Origin of the sequence: Amycolatopsis sp. La24 (assembly GCF_029087445.1) — a bacterium.
Taxonomy (GTDB): domain Bacteria; phylum Actinomycetota; class Actinomycetes; order Mycobacteriales; family Pseudonocardiaceae; genus Amycolatopsis; species Amycolatopsis nivea.
The window spans coordinates 122,803-139,643 of record NZ_JARACH010000006.1 but is presented as its reverse complement, the minus strand read 5'-3'; the positions used below and the strand labels follow the sequence as shown (position 1 = coordinate 139,643).

At 69.3% G+C, this 16,841-nt stretch carries 11 protein-coding genes; 2 read left to right on the top strand and 9 right to left on the bottom strand.

Translation table 11 applies throughout. The features are described 5' to 3' along the window. The first annotated feature begins 1,095 nt into the window (after nucleotides 1-1,095). Nucleotides 1,096-1,608 (top strand): GNAT family protein, encoded by a 513-nt coding sequence (locus tag PUT80_RS09965; protein WP_134667600.1) that lies wholly within the window; start codon nucleotides 1,096-1,098, stop codon nucleotides 1,606-1,608. Between the two features lie 45 nt (nucleotides 1,609-1,653). Here the strand turns inward: PUT80_RS09965 and purH are convergent, their stop codons facing one another. From purH to PUT80_RS09925, 8 genes are all read right to left on the bottom strand, one after another. Beyond that, nucleotides 1,654-3,216, bottom strand: coding sequence for a bifunctional phosphoribosylaminoimidazolecarboxamide formyltransferase/IMP cyclohydrolase (purH, locus tag PUT80_RS09960; RefSeq protein ID WP_275291708.1), 1,563 nt, complete (start codon nucleotides 3,214-3,216; stop codon nucleotides 1,654-1,656). After that, a complete protein-coding gene (purN, locus tag PUT80_RS09955; protein WP_275291707.1) occupies nucleotides 3,213-3,830 on the bottom strand; it encodes a phosphoribosylglycinamide formyltransferase in 618 nt (205 codons plus the stop codon). Before purN ends, purH begins: the two co-directional genes overlap by 4 nt. Before the next feature lie 74 nt (nucleotides 3,831-3,904). Continuing rightward, nucleotides 3,905-5,437 (bottom strand): DUF6350 family protein, encoded by a 1,533-nt coding sequence (locus tag PUT80_RS09950; protein WP_275291706.1) that lies wholly within the window; start codon nucleotides 5,435-5,437, stop codon nucleotides 3,905-3,907. A 143-nt stretch (nucleotides 5,438-5,580) separates the two neighbouring features. Continuing rightward, complete coding sequence (locus tag PUT80_RS09945) at nucleotides 5,581-6,306, bottom strand: DUF5336 domain-containing protein (protein WP_275291705.1); 726 nt, start codon at nucleotides 6,304-6,306, stop codon at nucleotides 5,581-5,583. Nucleotides 6,307-6,523: 217 nt separating this feature from the next. Then, nucleotides 6,524-7,414, bottom strand: coding sequence for a succinate--CoA ligase subunit alpha (sucD, locus tag PUT80_RS09940; RefSeq protein WP_037816181.1), 891 nt, complete (start codon nucleotides 7,412-7,414; stop codon nucleotides 6,524-6,526). 1 nt (nucleotide 7,415) lies between these two features. Continuing rightward, the gene (sucC, locus tag PUT80_RS09935; protein WP_134667608.1) at nucleotides 7,416-8,585 is read right to left on the bottom strand and encodes an ADP-forming succinate--CoA ligase subunit beta; all 1,170 of its coding nucleotides are present in this window, start codon (nucleotides 8,583-8,585) and stop codon (nucleotides 7,416-7,418) included. Between the two features lie 118 nt (nucleotides 8,586-8,703). Then, the gene (locus PUT80_RS09930; RefSeq protein WP_037816183.1) at nucleotides 8,704-9,024 is read right to left on the bottom strand and encodes a hypothetical protein; all 321 of its coding nucleotides are present in this window, start codon (nucleotides 9,022-9,024) and stop codon (nucleotides 8,704-8,706) included. Then, complete coding sequence (locus tag PUT80_RS09925; protein ID WP_275291704.1) at nucleotides 9,021-11,204, bottom strand: hypothetical protein; 2,184 nt, start codon at nucleotides 11,202-11,204, stop codon at nucleotides 9,021-9,023. Before PUT80_RS09925 ends, PUT80_RS09930 begins: the two co-directional genes overlap by 4 nt. Nucleotides 11,205-12,405: 1,201 nt before the next feature. On the opposite strand from PUT80_RS09925, the gene PUT80_RS09920 reads away from it, so the two are divergent. Beyond that, the gene (locus tag PUT80_RS09920) at nucleotides 12,406-13,092 is read left to right on the top strand and encodes a M23 family metallopeptidase (protein WP_037816184.1); all 687 of its coding nucleotides are present in this window, start codon (nucleotides 12,406-12,408) and stop codon (nucleotides 13,090-13,092) included. Between the two features lie 1,306 nt (nucleotides 13,093-14,398). Here PUT80_RS09920 and pcrA read toward each other — a convergent pair. Then, nucleotides 14,399-16,813 carry a DNA helicase PcrA gene (gene pcrA / locus PUT80_RS09915; RefSeq protein ID WP_275291703.1) on the bottom strand — a complete coding sequence of 805 codons (2,415 nt, stop codon included), beginning with the start codon at nucleotides 16,811-16,813 and terminating at the stop codon, nucleotides 14,399-14,401. Nucleotides 16,814-16,841: the final 28 nt, after the last annotated feature.

Here is a 16,841-nt window from a genome sequence, read left to right as displayed (position 1 = left end):
CTGTGCCCAGCCGGGTGCGGGATCCGTTCTCCCCCAAGGAGAACTTCAGGCTCGGGGAACTCGCGGACATCGCGGCGACTGGCGTCCGTTCCTTCGCCAAGGCTTCGAGCGCCGACCACGGCACCAGTACTTCCCACGAGCGTGCCGGCCGCGCCTCCGGCACGCTCGTGGGCGCGGAAGGTTCCGCAGCGGAGAAGATCTCCCGAGATGTCTGCTTCAGCAGAGGTGATTTCCTTGCGGTGACAAGGAGATCGGTCGTGGCAGAGTCAGCAGGAAGAACTGGAGCGCGCAGGTTTCCGGGCACCGCCGAAGAGCCGCTCGTCGCGGAAGCGGCCTCGGCCAGAGCCACCGCGGCGCCCTCTCCCGACACCGCCCCAGTCAAAGCCGAAGCACTGCTCGCTCCCAACGCCGCTCCGGCCGCTTCCGGAACTCCCCTAGCCCCGGAAGCTCCCGACGCCACCCTGACCGCGGACGAAGAACCGTTCGCCGCCGAGGCTCCCCAAGCCATCTCGGCGACGGCCGAAGAACCACCCGCCGCCGAAGCTCCCGCAGCCAAGGCAACAGCGCTGCCTGCCCCCGAAGCTCCCGCAGCCAAGGCAACAGCGCTGCCTGCCCCCGAAGCCACCCCGGCCAGAGTCGGAGCCTCGCCCGCTTCCCAAAAACCAGCCGAGGCATCGTCCGCGGAAGTCCCCCCAGGCTCACCAGCCGCCCCCGCGGCCGAGAAAACCTCTGCACCTTCCGCGATCTCCGAAGCAAACCCCGAAGAAGCAGCCCCCGAAGCCGCTCCGGTCGTCACCGGTTTCTCCTTCCGCCGGGATTGGCCGACGGTCCGTCCCGGGACAGGTCGTCACACCTGGCCCGGGACGGACGCCGGCACACCGCGGGGAAGGCGGTTCCGCATCCTCATCCGTGCGGAAACCGCACGGTCACCCAACAAATCGCACCCACAACACACCACTGCGCCGAACAGTATCGAACACCCGTTCGACACCACCTAGTCTCACCCGCCCTCCCCCGCCTGTCAAGCGCGCACGGAGAAAGAACCCGGAAGATCACCGGACACCAGGAAAACCGCTCTTTACACTGGGAACCCTGATGAAGACAGGACACATCGCCCTTCGGGGTTTCGCCGAAGCTGACCTTCCGGTGCTCGACCGGTTCTCCACGGACCCGGACGGCGCCGGGACCTTCCAGTGGACGAGGTTCACCGGACCGCAGGCACGGCGCCGGTTCGCCGAGGACGGGTTCCTCAGCCCGGCGTCGAGCGCGGTCGCGGTGACTGTCGACTCGGTCGTCGCCGGGATGGCTACCTGGGAAGCGGCCGACCGGGGCGGGCCTGCCGGCGGGTGCTTCCGGGTCGGGGTCGCGTTGCTGCCTGACTATCGCGGCCACGGCACCGCCGCGAAGGCGTACCACCTGCTCGTCGACCAGCTCTTCCGGCACACCCGCGCGCACCGGCTCGAAGCCTTCGTCGACAGTGAGGACGTCGCCGGGCAGCACACGCTCGAAAAGACCGGCTTCCATCGCGAAGGCCTGCTGTGCCAGGTCACCTGGCGCGACGGCGGTTACCGCGACGAGGTCGTCTACGCGATCTTGCGCGAGGGATGAAAAAACCGGCCGGGACCCGAAAGTCCCGGCCGGTCAGCGAAAAACTCAGTGCGCGAAGTGGCGCGTTCCGGTGAGGTACAGCGTGATCCCGGCGGCCTCGGCGGCGGCGATCACCTCGGCGTCGCGGATGGACCCGCCGGGCTGCACGACGGCTCGCACGCCCGCCTCGATCAGCACCTCGAGCCCGTCCGGGAACGGGAAGAACGCGTCCGACGCGCCGACCGAGCCCTTCGCCCGGTCACCCGCCCGCGCGACCGCCAGCCGCGACGAGTCGACGCGGTTGACCTGGCCCATGCCGACGCCGACGGTCGCCTGCTCGTGCGCCAGCAGGATCGCGTTGGACTTCACCGCACGCAGCGCCCGCCACGCGAACTCCAGGTCCGCCAGGGTCTGCTCGTCGGCGGGCGAGCCGGTGGCCAGCGTCCAGTTCACCGGGTCGTCGCCGGGGGCGTCGATCGCGTCGGCGGTCTGCACGAGGACGCCGCCGGAGATCGGCCGGAACTCCACCGGGGACGCGTTCTCGATCGCGGGCAGCTTCAGCAGCCGCACGTTCTTCTTGCGCTGCAAGATCTCCAGCGCTTCCGGCTCGAAGTCGGGGGCGAGCACGACCTCGGTGAACACCTCGGCGATCTGCTCCGCCGCCGCGACGCTCACCGGCCGGTTCGTGGCGATCACGCCGCCATACGCGGACACGGGGTCGCAGGCGTGCGCCTTGCGGTGCGCTTCGGCGACGTCCGTGCCGACAGCGATCCCGCACGGGTTGGCGTGCTTGATGATCGCGACAGCCGGCTCGGAGAAGTCGAAAGCGGCCCGACGCGCGGCGTCAGTGTCGACGTAGTTGTTGTACGACATCGCCTTGCCGTGAAGCTGCTCCGCGTGCGCGAGGCCCGGCTGCGCACCGCGGTACAGCGCCGCCTTCTGGTGCGGGTTCTCGCCGTAGCGCAGTACGTCCGCACGGTCCCACGTCGCGCCGAGGAAATCCGGGAAGCCGCTGTCGTCCGAAGGCGCGTACGCGTTGGCGAACCACGAAGCGACAGCCGTGTCGTACGCAGCCGTGTGCGCGTACGCCTGCGCAGCGAGCCGCTTGCGGTCCGAGAGTTCGAAGCCGCCCGCGGAGACCTGCTCAAGCACCCACGCGTACCGCGCCGGGTCCACGACGACAGCGACACTGCCGTGGTTCTTCGCGGCCGCGCGCACCATCGCGGGACCGCCGATGTCGATGTTCTCGACGCAGTCTTCGAAGCTCGCGCCGGACGCGACAGTCGCCTGGAACGGGTACAGGTTCACCACGAGCAGGTCGAACGCCGCGATGTCGAGCTGCTTCAGCTGTGCGACGTGGTCGTCGTTGCTCTGGTCGGCGAGCAGACCGGCGTGCACGCGCGGGTGCAGCGTCTTGACCCGGCCGTCGAACGACTCGGGGAACCCGGTGACCTGCTCGACCGGCGTGACCGGAACCCCGGCGTTCGCGATGACCTTCGCCGTGCCGCCGGTCGACACGATCTCCACGCCGGCCGCGTGCAGGCCGGTCGCGAGCTCGAGCAGGCCGGCCTTGTCCGAGACGCCGATCAGCGCGCGCCGGACCGGGCGCCGTCCCTGTGCTGTGCTCACGAAAACCTCACCTTTCGTCCGTCCACGGTGCACCCACCACGGCCGAGTCGCTCGATCGTTTCAACCAGCAGCCTGCGTTCCACGGCTTTGATCCGCTCGTGCAGGACGTCTTCGGTGTCGTCGGTCTCCACCGGCACCGCCTCCTGGGCGATGACCGGGCCAGTGTCCACCCCGGCGTCGACGAAATGCACCGTCGATCCGGTGACGCGCACACCCGCGGCCAGCGCGTCGGCGACCGCGTGCATCCCGGGGAACGACGGCAGCAGCGCGGGGTGGGTGTTGATCACGCGGCCCGCGAACCGCGACAGGAATTCCGGCCCGAGGATCTTCATGAAACCCGCGGACACCACGAGGTCGGGCTGATAAGCCGCGACGGCCTCGGCGAGCGCACGGTCCCAGGCGGCCCGGTCCGGATGGTCGGCGACGCGCACGGTGAACGACGGCACGTCCGCCCGTTCCGCCCGCGCGAGCGCCTCGATGCCGGTGCGATCCGCGCCGACTGCGACGACGGAGGCCGGGAACCCGGGCTGCCCGACCGCGTCGAGCACAGCCTGCAGCAGCGTGCCGGAACCGGACGCGAGCACGACGATCTTCACCGGAGTGGGCAGTTCCAAGCGGCTGGCCAGAACGGGCTCCTTGCACGGCGGTACGCCTCGGGCGCACGGCGCTTCACCAGGTCGCCCCAACCCTAACGGTCGTCCTCGGCGGGCTTCGCGTCGCCGGAGTCCTCGGTGGACTCGGTCACAGCGTCCGGCTCTTCGGCGGGGGTTTCGGGCTCGTCCTCCGGCAGGTCGAGGCCCAGTTCCGCGTCGGCCTCGGCGTCGAAGTCCTCGTCGCCCTCAGCCGAGGCCTCGTCGGATTCTTCGGCAGGCTCTTCGGAGTCTTCAGCGTCTTCGGATTCCTCGGCCTCGTCCGTATCCTCGACGTCCTCGTCGGACTCGGGCTCGGACTCCTCAGCATCCTCGGACTCAGCAGACTCGGACTCGGCTTCAGGTTCAGGCTCAGCCTCGTCCTCCACCTCGAGCGAGCCCACCGGCTGCATCGGAGCGTGCGCCCCCGCGAAGAAGGCCACGAACCCGGCCGGAATGACGATCCAGCAGAACGCGACGATCGACGCCACCCCGACCGGCACGCTGACCGGGTCGAACGGACCGTCGCCGAGCCGTCCGCCGGCGAGCGTGCCCAGCAGCACGCAGCCGAATCCGACGACCGCGCCCGCGACGACCACGACCCGCAGCCGCGCCGCCGGGTCCTCGTCCACCGCGCGGACCGACCAGCCGACCAGCACGCCGACCGCCAGCGGCAGCACCAGCAGCACCGGCCACCACGACGCGGCGTGCTCGGGAATGCCGCCGAGCAGCGGGACCCCGGGGACGGAACCGCCGCGGTAGCCGATGAGGTGCACGTCGAGACTGCCGATGCTGAACCCGGGTCCGCTCACGAACGACATCGCGGCGACCACGGCGTTCGGCAGGTACAGCAGGGAAAGCAGGAACAGGCCGAAGCTGCTCCCGAACGACGGCTCGAACAGGCTGGACACCGTGCGCGCGGACAGCGCCGTGGCGGCGGTCAGCGTCAGCGCGCCAGCGGCCAGCAGCGCGAACAGTCCGAGCAGGCCCGCACGCAGGCCGCGAAGAGCCAGCGGATCGAGCCGGTCGGCGAGCACCCGCGGCATCCCGAACCGGCGAAGCACCCCGCCGGTGGCCGCGAGTCCGGAGATCACGGCAGGCACCACCGCGGCGAGCCAGAAGTTCGCCCGTACCGGTTCGCCGATCGACAGCAGCGAAATCAGCACTCCGAACAGCAGATGCGCGCCGGAAATCGCGGCGATCAACGGGACCGCGTGCCGCAGTCTGGCGCAGCGAAGCCGTCGCACGGCCTTGGCCGCCGCGCGCGCGACCAGCAGTACCACCCCGATCGTCGGCAGCAGCGGCAGCATCCCGAGCGGATGGCCGCCGATCCCGAGTTCGACCTGGTAGGCGGCCAGCCAGCCAGGTCCCGCCGACAGCAGCACGCCGCCCGCGGAGAAGACCGCGTGCTGGGCGGTCAGGGTGACGAGTGCGAGCAGCGTGGCGACCACCGCGTAGCCGGTGACGAGCGGGCCGAGCGCCGCGGCGAGCAACACCCGGAACCGGGGAACATCCTGGTCAAGGGAGTCGCCCACCGGCTCGTCGCCCGCGGGGCGTCCGGGACTGGTGAGCACCTGCATGTCCTCGACCATGACATCCGCACTCGGCCGTCCGGGTGAGGCACGCCGCCCGGCGGACGTGGCGAATCCAACGCCCACCCGGTCGTGGCACCGGGCCAAGAAAAACACCCGCTGTGACACGGAGAGTCACAGCGGGTGGGTGATGCGAAGGGGTTTCAGCCTTGCTGTCCGAAACCTCCGGGCGGCGTGCCCGGTTTGTTCTGGTCCGCGGGCGGCTGGAAGAACTGGCCCTGCTGCGGCGCGTACGTCGTGGCCTGTCCGCCCGGCGGCGGAGTGGCGGGCGGCTGCTGCCCCGGAGCGGGCGGCTGCTGACCCTGCTGACCCTGCTGTCCGGGAGCCGGCTGGTACTGCGTCGGCTGGTACTGGCCCTGCTGGCCGTAGGGCTGCTGGTACGCCGGAGCGGACGGCTGCGGCGTCGGCGGCTTGAGCACGTTGTACTCGAACAGCAGCACCGCGACCGACGCGGCCGCCTGCAGCAGACCGAGGATCAGCACCACGATCACGATGGCGGACGACCGCCCGGAGATGACGGCGTCGAGCGCGCCCAGCCCGCCGACCACGCTGAACAGCGCGGCGAACGGCAGCGTCTTCGGCCCCTTGGGCAGCAGGTTCAGCGCCGACAGCAGACCGCCGACGAGCAGGAACAGAATGGGCTGCCCGGCCGTGCCCGCCTCGGAAGCGAAGCCGAGGAAGTACTGCACCAGGCCGAGCCCGGCCACGCCGAGGGACAGCAGCAGCGGAAGGTTCGGCGGCGCACCGGCACCCGCGGCAGGCGGACCCTGCTGCGGCTGGGGCTGCTGCGGGAACCCGCCCGACGGGGGCGGTCCCTGGGACGGCTGGCCCTGCTGAGGGTAGCCGGGCCCGCCACTGGGGAAGGTCATCGGAAGCTCTCCTGTCTCATCGACCGGCGGTTCGGGATTTTGAGGCACCCGGGGTGCACCGGCGGCGTCCCCCGCTCACGAGTGACTGCACGCTAGCGCATCCGCGCTGGGCGTCCGCGTCGTTGGACGCACCGGACACCGGATCGGTTGCGGGCGGAAACGACGGAGGCCGGGCACCGTATCGGTGCCCGGCCTCCGCCAGTGGAGTCGCTGCTGGTCAGCCGAGGCTGTTGTACAGCTCCCGGGCGAGAACCGCGGTCTCGCTCGGGGTCTTGCCGACCTTGACGCCGGCGGCCTCGAGGGCCTCCTTCTTCGCCGCGGCGGTGCCGGACGAACCGGAGACGATCGCGCCCGCGTGGCCCATCGTCTTGCCCTCAGGGGCGGTGAAGCCCGCGACGTAGCCGACGACCGGCTTGGTCACGTTCTCCTTGATGTAGGCCGCGGCCCGCTCCTCGGCGTCGCCGCCGATCTCGCCGATCATCACGATGACCTTGGTGTCGGCGTCCTTCTCGAACGCCTCGAGGGCGTCGATGTGGGTGGTGCCGATGACCGGGTCGCCGCCGATGCCGACAGCGGTGGAGAAGCCGATGTCGCGCAGCTCGTACATCATCTGGTAGGTCAGCGTGCCCGACTTCGACACGAGGCCGATCGAGCCCGGGCCGGTGATGTCGGCCGGGATGATGCCCGCGTTCGACTTGCCGGGGCTGATCACGCCGGGGCAGTTCGGCCCGATGATCCGGGTCTTGTTGCCGGTCGCGACCGCGTGCGCCCAGAAGTAGGCCGAGTCGTGCACCGGGATGCCCTCGGTGATGACGACGGCCAGCGGGATCTCGGCGTCGATCGCCTCGATGACCGCGTCCTTGGCGAACTTCGGCGGCACGAAGATGACCGACACGTCGGCACCGGTCTCCTTGATGGCCTCCTCGACCGTGCCGAACACGGTGAGGTCCTTGCCCTCGACGGTGACCGTCTGGCCGGCCTTGCGGGCGTTGACGCCGCCCACGATGTTGGTGCCGGACTTCAGCATCTTGGTCGCGTGCTTCATGCCCTCGGAGCCGGTGAGCCCCTGGACGATGACCTTGCTGTTCTCGTTGAGGAAGATCGACATCTCACGCACCTGCCGCGGCGAGCTCGGCAGCCTTGTCGGCCGCGTTGTCCATTGTGTCCACCACGGTGACCAGCGGGTGGTTCGCGTCGGCCAGGATCTGGCGACCCTCGACGACGTTGTTGCCGTCCAGGCGGACGACCAGCGGCTTGGTGGCCTCGTCGCCCAGGATCTTCAGCGCCTCGACGATGCCGTTCGCGACCGCGTCGCAGGCGGTGATGCCGCCGAAGACGTTCACGAACACGCTCTTCACGTCGGTGTCGTTGAGGATGACGTCCAGCCCGGCCGCCATGACCTCGGCCGACGCGCCGCCGCCGATGTCGAGGAAGTTGGCGGGCTTCACGCCGCCGTGCTTCTCGCCCGCGTACGCCACGACGTCCAAAGTGGACATCACGAGGCCCGCGCCGTTGCCGATGATGCCGACCTCGCCGTCGAGCTTGACGTAGTTGAGGTTCTTGGCCTTGGCCTTCGCCTCGAGCGGGTTCTCGGCCTGCTTGTCGACGAGCTCCTCGTGCGCCGGGTGGCGGAAGGAGGCGTTCTCGTCGAGGGTGACCTTGCCGTCGAGGGCGATGATCTTGTCCTGCGGGTCGCGGACCAGCGGGTTGACCTCGACCAGGGTGGCGTCCTCGGAGACGAAGGTCTCCCACAGCTTCACCACGACGTCGGCGGCCTCGTCGATGATCTCGGCCGGGAAGTTGCCCGCCTTGAGGATCTCGAGCGCGGTGGCCTTGTCGACGCCCTTGATCGCGTCGACCGGGATCTTGGCGAGCGCGTCCGGGCGCTCGACCGCGAGCTGCTCGATCTCCATGCCGCCCTCGGACGACGCCATCGCGAGGAAGGTGCGGTTGGCGCGGTCGAGCAGGAAGGAGAAGTAGTACTCGGACGCGATGTCCGAGGCTTCCGCCACCAGCACGCGGTGCGTGATGTGGCCCTTGATGTCGAGGCCGAGGATGGCTTCCGCCTTCTCCTTCGCCTCGTCGGGCGTCTGGGCCAGCTTGACGCCGCCCGCCTTGCCCCGGCCGCCGACCTTCACCTGCGCCTTGACGACGACCTGGGTGCCGATCTGCTCCGCGGCGGCCTTGGCTTCTTCCGGGGTGCTTGCCACGGCGCCCGGCAGAACCGGTACTCCGTGGGCGGCGAAGAGATCCCTCGCCTGGTACTCGTAGAGGTCCACTACTCCAGTCTCCTGACGACACGCCACTGTGGTGGTCCGTTTTCCGGACCGCGCTGTCGGACCAGTCGAGGTTAGCGACCAGCGCAGACGCAGGGGACGCCGCACCTGGTGAAGTCGGTCACCGTGCGCGGTCAGAGGGTGTGCCGAGGGTGTGAGACCGCCCACCGACAAGCATTTCGGCGGCCTTTTCGGGGCTTTCGGAGCCCAACTCGATCACTGCGGTCCCGGGGAGCGCCTCCGCGAGGCCTTCGGGCGCGGGACCGCCGAGGAGGCCCAGAATGTCTGGATCCTCCTGTTCGGTGGTGCGCACGATCTTTTCCGCCGTGTCGAGGTGTCCTACGTGGACGACTTCGAGACCGGCGTCGCGCAGCAATCGTGCCAACGGAATCGCCGCGGTTTCTTCAGCCAGCTCGACGAGGACGACGCGCCGCGGACTCACTTCTTCGCACCGGCGGCCGCGATGACAGCGGTGATCACTGCCGACGCTGTCGCGGCGAGCCCGAGCCAGAAACCCGCACCCGGCTTCGCGGCATAGAACAGGATGCTGACCAGCGGAATCTCGGCGACGCGCAAGGCAAGGAGCAGTGCCACGCCCGTCAGTCCCGCCGCCGCGGCACCAGGCCGTGAACGAACGCTCAACCCGAGCGTCCCGAGAACGACGAGCAGCGCGGCGAGCAATCCCCACGACGGAGTGTCGAAATCGGACCAGAGACCGGGCGGCGCGTAATCCTGCGCGGTGAACACTGGCGTTCCGAACGCCGCGATCGCCAGCACCGCGGTGATTCCGGCCGGAATGAGCGCGACGGATCGCGACCCTTCGGTACCGGTGTCATCGCGTTCCACGACGCCGGTGATCACCGCGGCCAATCCGGTAAGCCCGGCGAGTCCGAGCGCGATCGCGGTGAAAACGGCACCCGCGCCGAGGTGATAACTGATCGCGCCGCCGAGCCCGCCGAGCCCAGTCGCTTCGGAGGCGGTGATGGCCGTGCTGAGAACCGCTGTTCCCGCGAGAACGACGCCGGCCCACAACACCGCGAGAATTCCGCGCGCGATCGGCGCGGTGCGGCGGGAGAAGAGCAAAGGTGTTGGCAGCACGACAAGAATTGCCGCGACCAGCAACTGCAGCCGAGCCGGGCTGTCCGTGCTGTTGCCGAGCTGCGGAGCGTACGCACCGATCGCCGCTGCGACCCCGGTCAGCAACGCGAGGAACCCGGTGAGCGCGCGCCAGATGGTGAGCCCTGGGACACGCGCCTCGCCGGCCAGGTCGGTGCGCTCGGTTTGCGTCTGCTGCGGTGTCGCAAGTGGAGTGAGGACGAGGACCAGCACCATCGGCACGACGGCGAGATACGCGCCCGTCGAGACCTCCAGCCCGGACACGGCGAACCCGGCGACCAACGTCGGCACCGCGACGGCAAGCACCGCCGCGACAATCCCGCCGAGCGTCCCGCGAGCGACACCGTCGGATCCAGCGAAAACCCCGAGCACCGCGGCGACCGGCAGCGCACCAGCGAGGAGAAGGTACCCGGCGAGCGCCAGTCCCGGGCCCTCGAATGCTGACCGCGCAAGGAGAAACGGGTCGTCCGAGAGGACCGGGGTCATCAGCAATCCGACTGCTGCCACGACGGCGAGCAGCGGAATGATCAGCCGCCACCGGCGTTTGTCGTCGCCGCCAGCGATCTCGTTGCGCTCCAGCACGACGCGCGCGGCCACTATCCCGGCGGCGAGCGTCAGCAGATGGCCGACGACCAGCAGCCAGAACCCGATGCCGACACCACTGCGGTCAAGCAGGCGGTCCGGGAGGTACAGCTCGGGGCGGATGGTTTTGGAGCCGTTGACGAGGAATTGGAGATCGAGGATCAGCCTGCCCGGCGCGAGAGCGGCGAGGCCGGTGACGAGACCTGCCGCCAGTCCGTAACGGCCGCTTCGGGCCGCCGCGACCGCGATTCCGGCTGGGACGACGGCGAGGATGACGAGGAGCGGCCAGGAGAGGTAGCCGGGTCCGGCGTCGGGCGAGACCGGGGCGATGGCGCCTGCGGCTAGGGCCAGGGAGCCGACGGCGAGGAGGGCGGTGGCGGCTTGGAGCCTTGGGGAGGGGGGTTGGTCGGTTAGGTCTAGGAGGGTCTCGCCTTTGCGGCTTGCGTCTCCGCGGCTTGCGTCGCCCCTGCTTGCGTCCTGACGGCTGGGGATGGCCCGAGGCGCAGACCTCTGCTCGTCAGGGACGGCGGCGGGCTTCCGGCTGGCCAGACCTGCCTCGTCACGCCGTTGCCCGGCGGCAGGTTCCCGGCTTGCCGGGCTTCCCGCAGCGGACTGGTCGCGGTCGGCTGAGCTTTCAGCGGAAGTCTCCTCGCCACGGCTAGGCGAGTCGGCGGGACTTGCCGACGTCGGCTCGGTGCCGCCGGGCGAGTCCGCCGAATGTCCGGCAGGGTCCGTCCTGCGGCGACGGGACGAGTCGGCGGGGCTGTCGGCGGGATCCGATTTCGCGCGGTCGGCGTCGCGGCGGGCACGGGCTCGGGCGGCGGCCTTGCGCTCGGCGAGGCTGGGACGCCGGGGTCCGGCGGGACGGCCCGGGGTGTCCGGGGCGGAATCGCCGTCGGAAGGCTCTGGGGTCGGCGGAGTCATCGCTCGCGACGCTAGCAAGGACCGGCCCCGGCGCGGGGACAGCAGGGCCGCCTCGACCAGGCCGGAACGCACTTCCAGGTGAATTCGCCGCGGGATGAACCTTTGGCCGTTCCCGCGCGTCTGACGGGTGCGAAGAAAAAATTCCGCCGATCCGCGTAAGAGGGGCGCGGGCCGGAGGTCTCGACGGCAAGAGGGACTGGAGTGCCGGAGGGAGCGTCGGGAAAAAACTTCGGGGAAGTCGCGTAAGGGAGTGGCGTTCGGGGCGTCACTCCGGCACGGGGCGAAGCACGAGGACACATCGCGGGGGCGATGGACGAGGTCGGATGCCTGTTCGTGGCAGGCGCCCGACCCGGTCGCGGAGGGGAGCCGCGGCGGGTGCCGGAAGGTCGTGGGGACGGCCTGCCGGGACCGAGATGGAGGGGCCGAGACCTGCCGGGGAGGGCAGGTGAACGGCCGCGTCGCGGAGGGAGCCGCGAACTCCGTTCCTGGCAGGCCGGGGAGGACCTGCCAGGAACGGAGACGGCCAGTGCCTGCCGGGACAGGCAATCAGGCCGGGTCGCGGAGGGGACGGCGACAGGCTCGGCAGATCGTGGGGACGGTCGGCCGAGATCGGGGACAGGGACGGCCGGGGCCTGCCGGGGAGGGCAGGTAACCGGCCGCACCGCTAAGAACCCACTGGGCTTGCCGTGAGTGACCGGCATCACAAGATTCGCCGTGAAACTGCTTCAACGCACCGGGGTGGCCGGTTATTTCGTCCGCAAGACCGCCGGGAGGGCCTTCATGGGCGTTGGGCCATCCGAAGGTATGTGACTCAAGCCACAAACGGCGAAGTAGTTTCCGATTAACTTTGGGTAGTTTCCACAGCTAGACGCGCGATGCGCGCCACTCGTTCGGCCGAAAGCCCGGTCGCGTCTTGCTCATTGAGGCGCCGCTTCGTTACTGTCCTGCGGTCCCCATTACAGTCAGGTCACGAAGCAGGACGCTGAGCGAATCACCCCCGAGGTTCGTTCACGGGATCCCCCGCCCGAGTCCGTTTCCGCCCGGCTCCCCGACGATGGAAGGCCCTGTCTTGGCTTCACACCGCTCCCCCGGCGGCCAAGCCCCTTCCCCGGCGCTGAAAGACGCACTGGACGGTGCAGTCATCCGCGTCCGGGGGCAGCACCGCATCGCCCCGCCCTCCTCCGCGCTTCGCGGACGGGTCGTGGTCGCCGCCGTCGCGGCTGGCGCGTTCGCCGCAGCCGCCGCCGGGCAGACCCTCAAGTCCACCAGCGGCGGAGATTCCGACGCCGCGGTCACCCCGCTCGCCAACGCACAGAACGCGAGCGCCTCGTTCACCCTCGGCAGCGCGGGCTCCGGGGGAGCTCCCGAACTGCTGCCGGCCGGGCACGCCGTCGACGCCTCCGCCGAAGCCGCGAAGATGGCCGACAGCGCCAAGGTCACCAAGGCCCGCGTGCAGGCGGAAACCGAAGCCGCGCGTCAGGCCGCCGAAGAGGCCGCCCGCCCGAAGACCTGCATGCCCGCTCACGGCACGTTCACCTCCGGCTTCGGTGCCCGCTGGGGCACGAGCCACCTCGGCATCGACATCGCCAACTCGATCGGCACCCCGATCTACGCCGCCTCCGACGGCACCGTCATCCAGGCCGGTCCCGCCAGCGGTTTCGGCCTCTGGGTACGCATCCAGCTCGACGACGGCACCATCCAGGTCTACGGCCACATGAACAGCTTCTCCGTCCGCGAGGGCCAGAAGGTCAAGTGCGGCCAGCAGATCGCGGAGATCGGCAACCGCGGCGAGAGCACCGGCCCGCACCTGCACTTCGAGGTGTGGCAGGACGGCACCAAGAAGATCGACCCGCGCCCGTGGCTTGCCGCCCGCGGCGTGAACGTCTGAGCCGGACCTCATTTCCTGCTCGCCGGGCGATCGGCGCAGTGGTTCCCGCCGCCGCGTGGGCACCATCGACTGAGTTTGGTTCGTCCGGATCCTTTCTTGGCTGCTCGTAGTGGAAACGCCTTTGTGCGTGAGGAACTCTGGCGGCGCGTGTCATCGCGAAGCCTGGTATCGACAGGCTCGTCGGTGAACTGGGATTTCGTCGGTTAGTCGCACCGCATGGCCGTCGGTCCGAACAATCGGCGACGAGCCCAACAATCTCTGCCCAGCCTGAGCGAGGTTTCAGCTGTCAGGCGATGGCGTCACGGATCGCTGCCCGGTAGGCGACGGACGAAGTAGGCGACTGCTACCTGCCACACTGTGCACAGGTCGGCGCGTCTTCGCCATGGCATCCATCGCGCGAGTCCCTCGTCAGCGCGCGATGTTCCTCCGCAGACGACGCATCTGCCGTCTGGTCCTAAGGCGTGCTGCCTCAGCAGCGCGCGCCATGCTGCGGCCAGCCGTGCCACATCCCCTGGCACGTCCCGAGCTGACCAAGCTGCCGTCCCCACAGCAACCGTCCCCGCGACTCTCCTCAAGTACTCCTGTACCCCAGCGGCAAATACCCCAAACAGCACCGCGTCCATCCCCTGCGTCCCTTCCATAGCCTACCGCATTTCATCGAACTTGTGTTCGATGAACTCAGTATGCCGGAGGGGACCGACAAGATCGGCGGGTTCGCTGGGGAGTTCACTCGGTCCGGCGAAAGATGTCCCGGACGGGGCGGGCAGGCGTCCGACACCGGGCAGGAGTGGGCTGCGGCCGGAGGCTGGGAGCCCGGAGACAGGCGAGGGCCGCGCAGGGCCCCGGGCAACGCCGAGTTTTGGCACAGCCAGCGGGAAACTAGGGCGAGTGGACCTGCACCGGAGGACGACGAGGAAGGCTTCGCGGGGAGGACGGCTCGCGGTACCGACAGGGGTGGCTTGCCACGGCTGGAAGCATCACGCGCCAGACGTGCGGGGCTGACGCCTGGAGAGGCAATGGGAGCTGAGGGGCGACGTTGCGCGAAAGGCAGCGTGGAGTCCAGAGCAGTGCTGCGGTGTTGGCGGCGGCCAGTGCTCACTGTGGCGAGTCAGCTTGGACGGTCCCGCTTTGGCGCGCCGGACTGCGGAGAATCGGGCCCAGGGCCTACGGCACGGCATGGCACGGCACGGCGGATCAAAACACCGAAGCCGCGTCAGCCGTAACAGTCACAGCAGCCGTAGCCACAGCCGCTGGCGAGTCGAAACTGCAGCAGCCGAAAGTGTCGTAGCCGAAGGCTCAGCAGACCTCAGAGTTTGACCATCGGCACACTGCCGATCAACATCAGCCGGACCTTCCCGGAAGCTCCGAAGTCGATCGTCGCCGTCGCACGGGGGCCGATGCCGTCGCAAGAAATAACCGTGCCCAGGCCGTACTTGTCGTGGCTTACGCGGTCTCCGACGTCCAGCTTCAGCGCGACCGTGTCCTTCCACGCCTTGCCGAACGGCGAGCTCGAGGACGTCGACGACGAGGAGGACCGGCGGCCCCACATCGTCGCGGCTCGGGGGCCTGACGAGGAACCGGACGAGGAGCCGAAGTTGCCGAAGCCTGGGGACGACGGTTCCAGGCGGCGCCAGTCGACCAGGTCTGGCGGCAGCTCGTCCAGGAAGCGGGACGCGGGGTTCATCTGCGGCTGTCCCCACGCCGACCGGGTGAGGGCGCGGGATACGTAAAGTCGTTGCCGCGCACGGGTGATCGCCACGTAGGCCAGGCGGCGTTCCTCGGCCAGTTCAGCCGGGTCGCCAAGGGCGCGCATGTGCGGGAAGACTCCGTCTTCCCAGCCGGTGCAGAAGACGACTGGGTATTCCAGGCCCTTGGCGGTGTGCACGGTCATCAGGGTGACCACGCCCGCGCCGCCGTCGCCTTCTTCGCCGCCGTCTGGGGACGGGATCGAGTCGGCGTCTGCGACGAGCGAGACTCGTTCCAGGAAGGCAGGCAGAGAACCTGGGGCGGGGACGCCGTCGTCCAGGACCAGTTCCGCGTTTTCGTCGTTGGTGACCTCGGCGGTGAACTCGGCGAATTCGCGTGCCACCGTCACCAGTTCGGTGAGGTTTTCGACGCGCGACGCGTCCTGCGGGTCGTCCGATTCCTCAAGCTCCGCGCGGTAGCCGGTGCGCTCAAGGACCGCTTCGAGCAGGTCGTGGACCTCGGTGCCGGACGACGCCATCTCCTGCAGTTCGTCCAGCAGCGTCACGAAGCCGGTGATCGCCTTGGCCGAGCGCGGGTTCAGCAGCGCCACCTTGTCGTCGACCGCGTCGCGCAGTGCGGCCCAGAACGAGATGCGCTCCCGTTCCGCGTGCGTCGCCACGACTGCTTCGGCTCGGTCGCCGATGCCACGCTTCGGGACGTTGAGAATCCGACGCAGGCTGACCGTGTCATCGGGATTCGCGAGGACGCGCAGGTACGCGATCATGTCCCGCACTTCGCGCCGTTCGTAGAACCGCACGCCGCCGACGACCTTGTACGGCAGGCCGAGCCGGATGAAGATTTCCTCGAACACTCGCGACTGGTTGTTGGTGCGGTAGAACACCGCGACGTCCGAGTAGTCCGCCTCGCCCTTCTCCGCCAGCGAGTCGATCTCCCCCGCGACGAACGCGGCCTCGTCGTGGTCGTTGTCCGACACGTAGCCGACGATCTTCTCGCCGTCGCCCGAATCGGTCCACAGCCGCTTGGCGCGCCGGTTGGGGTTGCGGGCGATCACCGCGTTGGCCGCGGACAGGATCGTTTGCGTGGAACGGTAGTTCTGCTCCAGCAGAATCGTGTGCGCGTTCGGGAAGTCGCGTTCGAATTCCTCGATATTGCGGATGGTCGCGCCGCGGAAGGCGTAGATGGACTGGTCCGCGTCACCCACCACGCACAGTTCGGCGGGCTCGATCCCGGTGTCCGTGGCTTCGGTGCCGGCGAGTGCGCGCACCAAGGTGTACTGCGCGTGGTTGGTGTCCTGGTACTCGTCGACCAGGACGTGCCGAAAGCGCCGCCGGTAGTACTCCGCGACGTCCGGGAACGCTTGCAGCAACGACACTGTCCGCATGATCAGGTCGTCGAAGTCGAACGCGTTCGCGCTCGCCAGCCTGCGCTGGTACTCGGTGTAGACCTCGGCGACCCGCCGCTCCAGGTCGTTCGCCGCCTTCGAGGCCGCGTCGTCCGGATCGACCAGTTCGTTCTTCAGGTTCGAGATGTGCACCGCGAGCGTGCGCGCGGCGTACTTCTTCGGGTCGATGTCGAGATCGCGCGCCACGAGCGTGATGAGCCGCTTCGTGTCGTCCGAGTCGTAGATGGAGAAACTCGACGACATGCCGAGCGTTTTCGCCTCGCGGCGCAGGATCCGCACGCACATCGAGTGGAACGTGGACACCCACATCGCGTTCGCGCGCTTGCCGACGAGCGCCGCGACGCGTTCGCGCATCTCGGCGGCGGCCTTGTTGGTGAACGTGATCGCCATGATCTCGCCCGGATGCACGCCGCGCTGGCCGAGCAGGTAGGCGATCCGGCGCGTGAGCACGCGTGTCTTGCCCGATCCGGCTCCCGCGACGACCAGCAGCGGACCTCCGGCGTGCGTCACCGCCTCGCGCTGGGCGGGGTTGAGGTCCTCGAGCAGGTCTGCGGTTCCCGGCCGGGCAGCGCGGGCGGGCGGGTCTGCGGGGAGATCGAAGAGGGTGTCCATCGTCTGTCAACGCTACCCCGGGGGTACG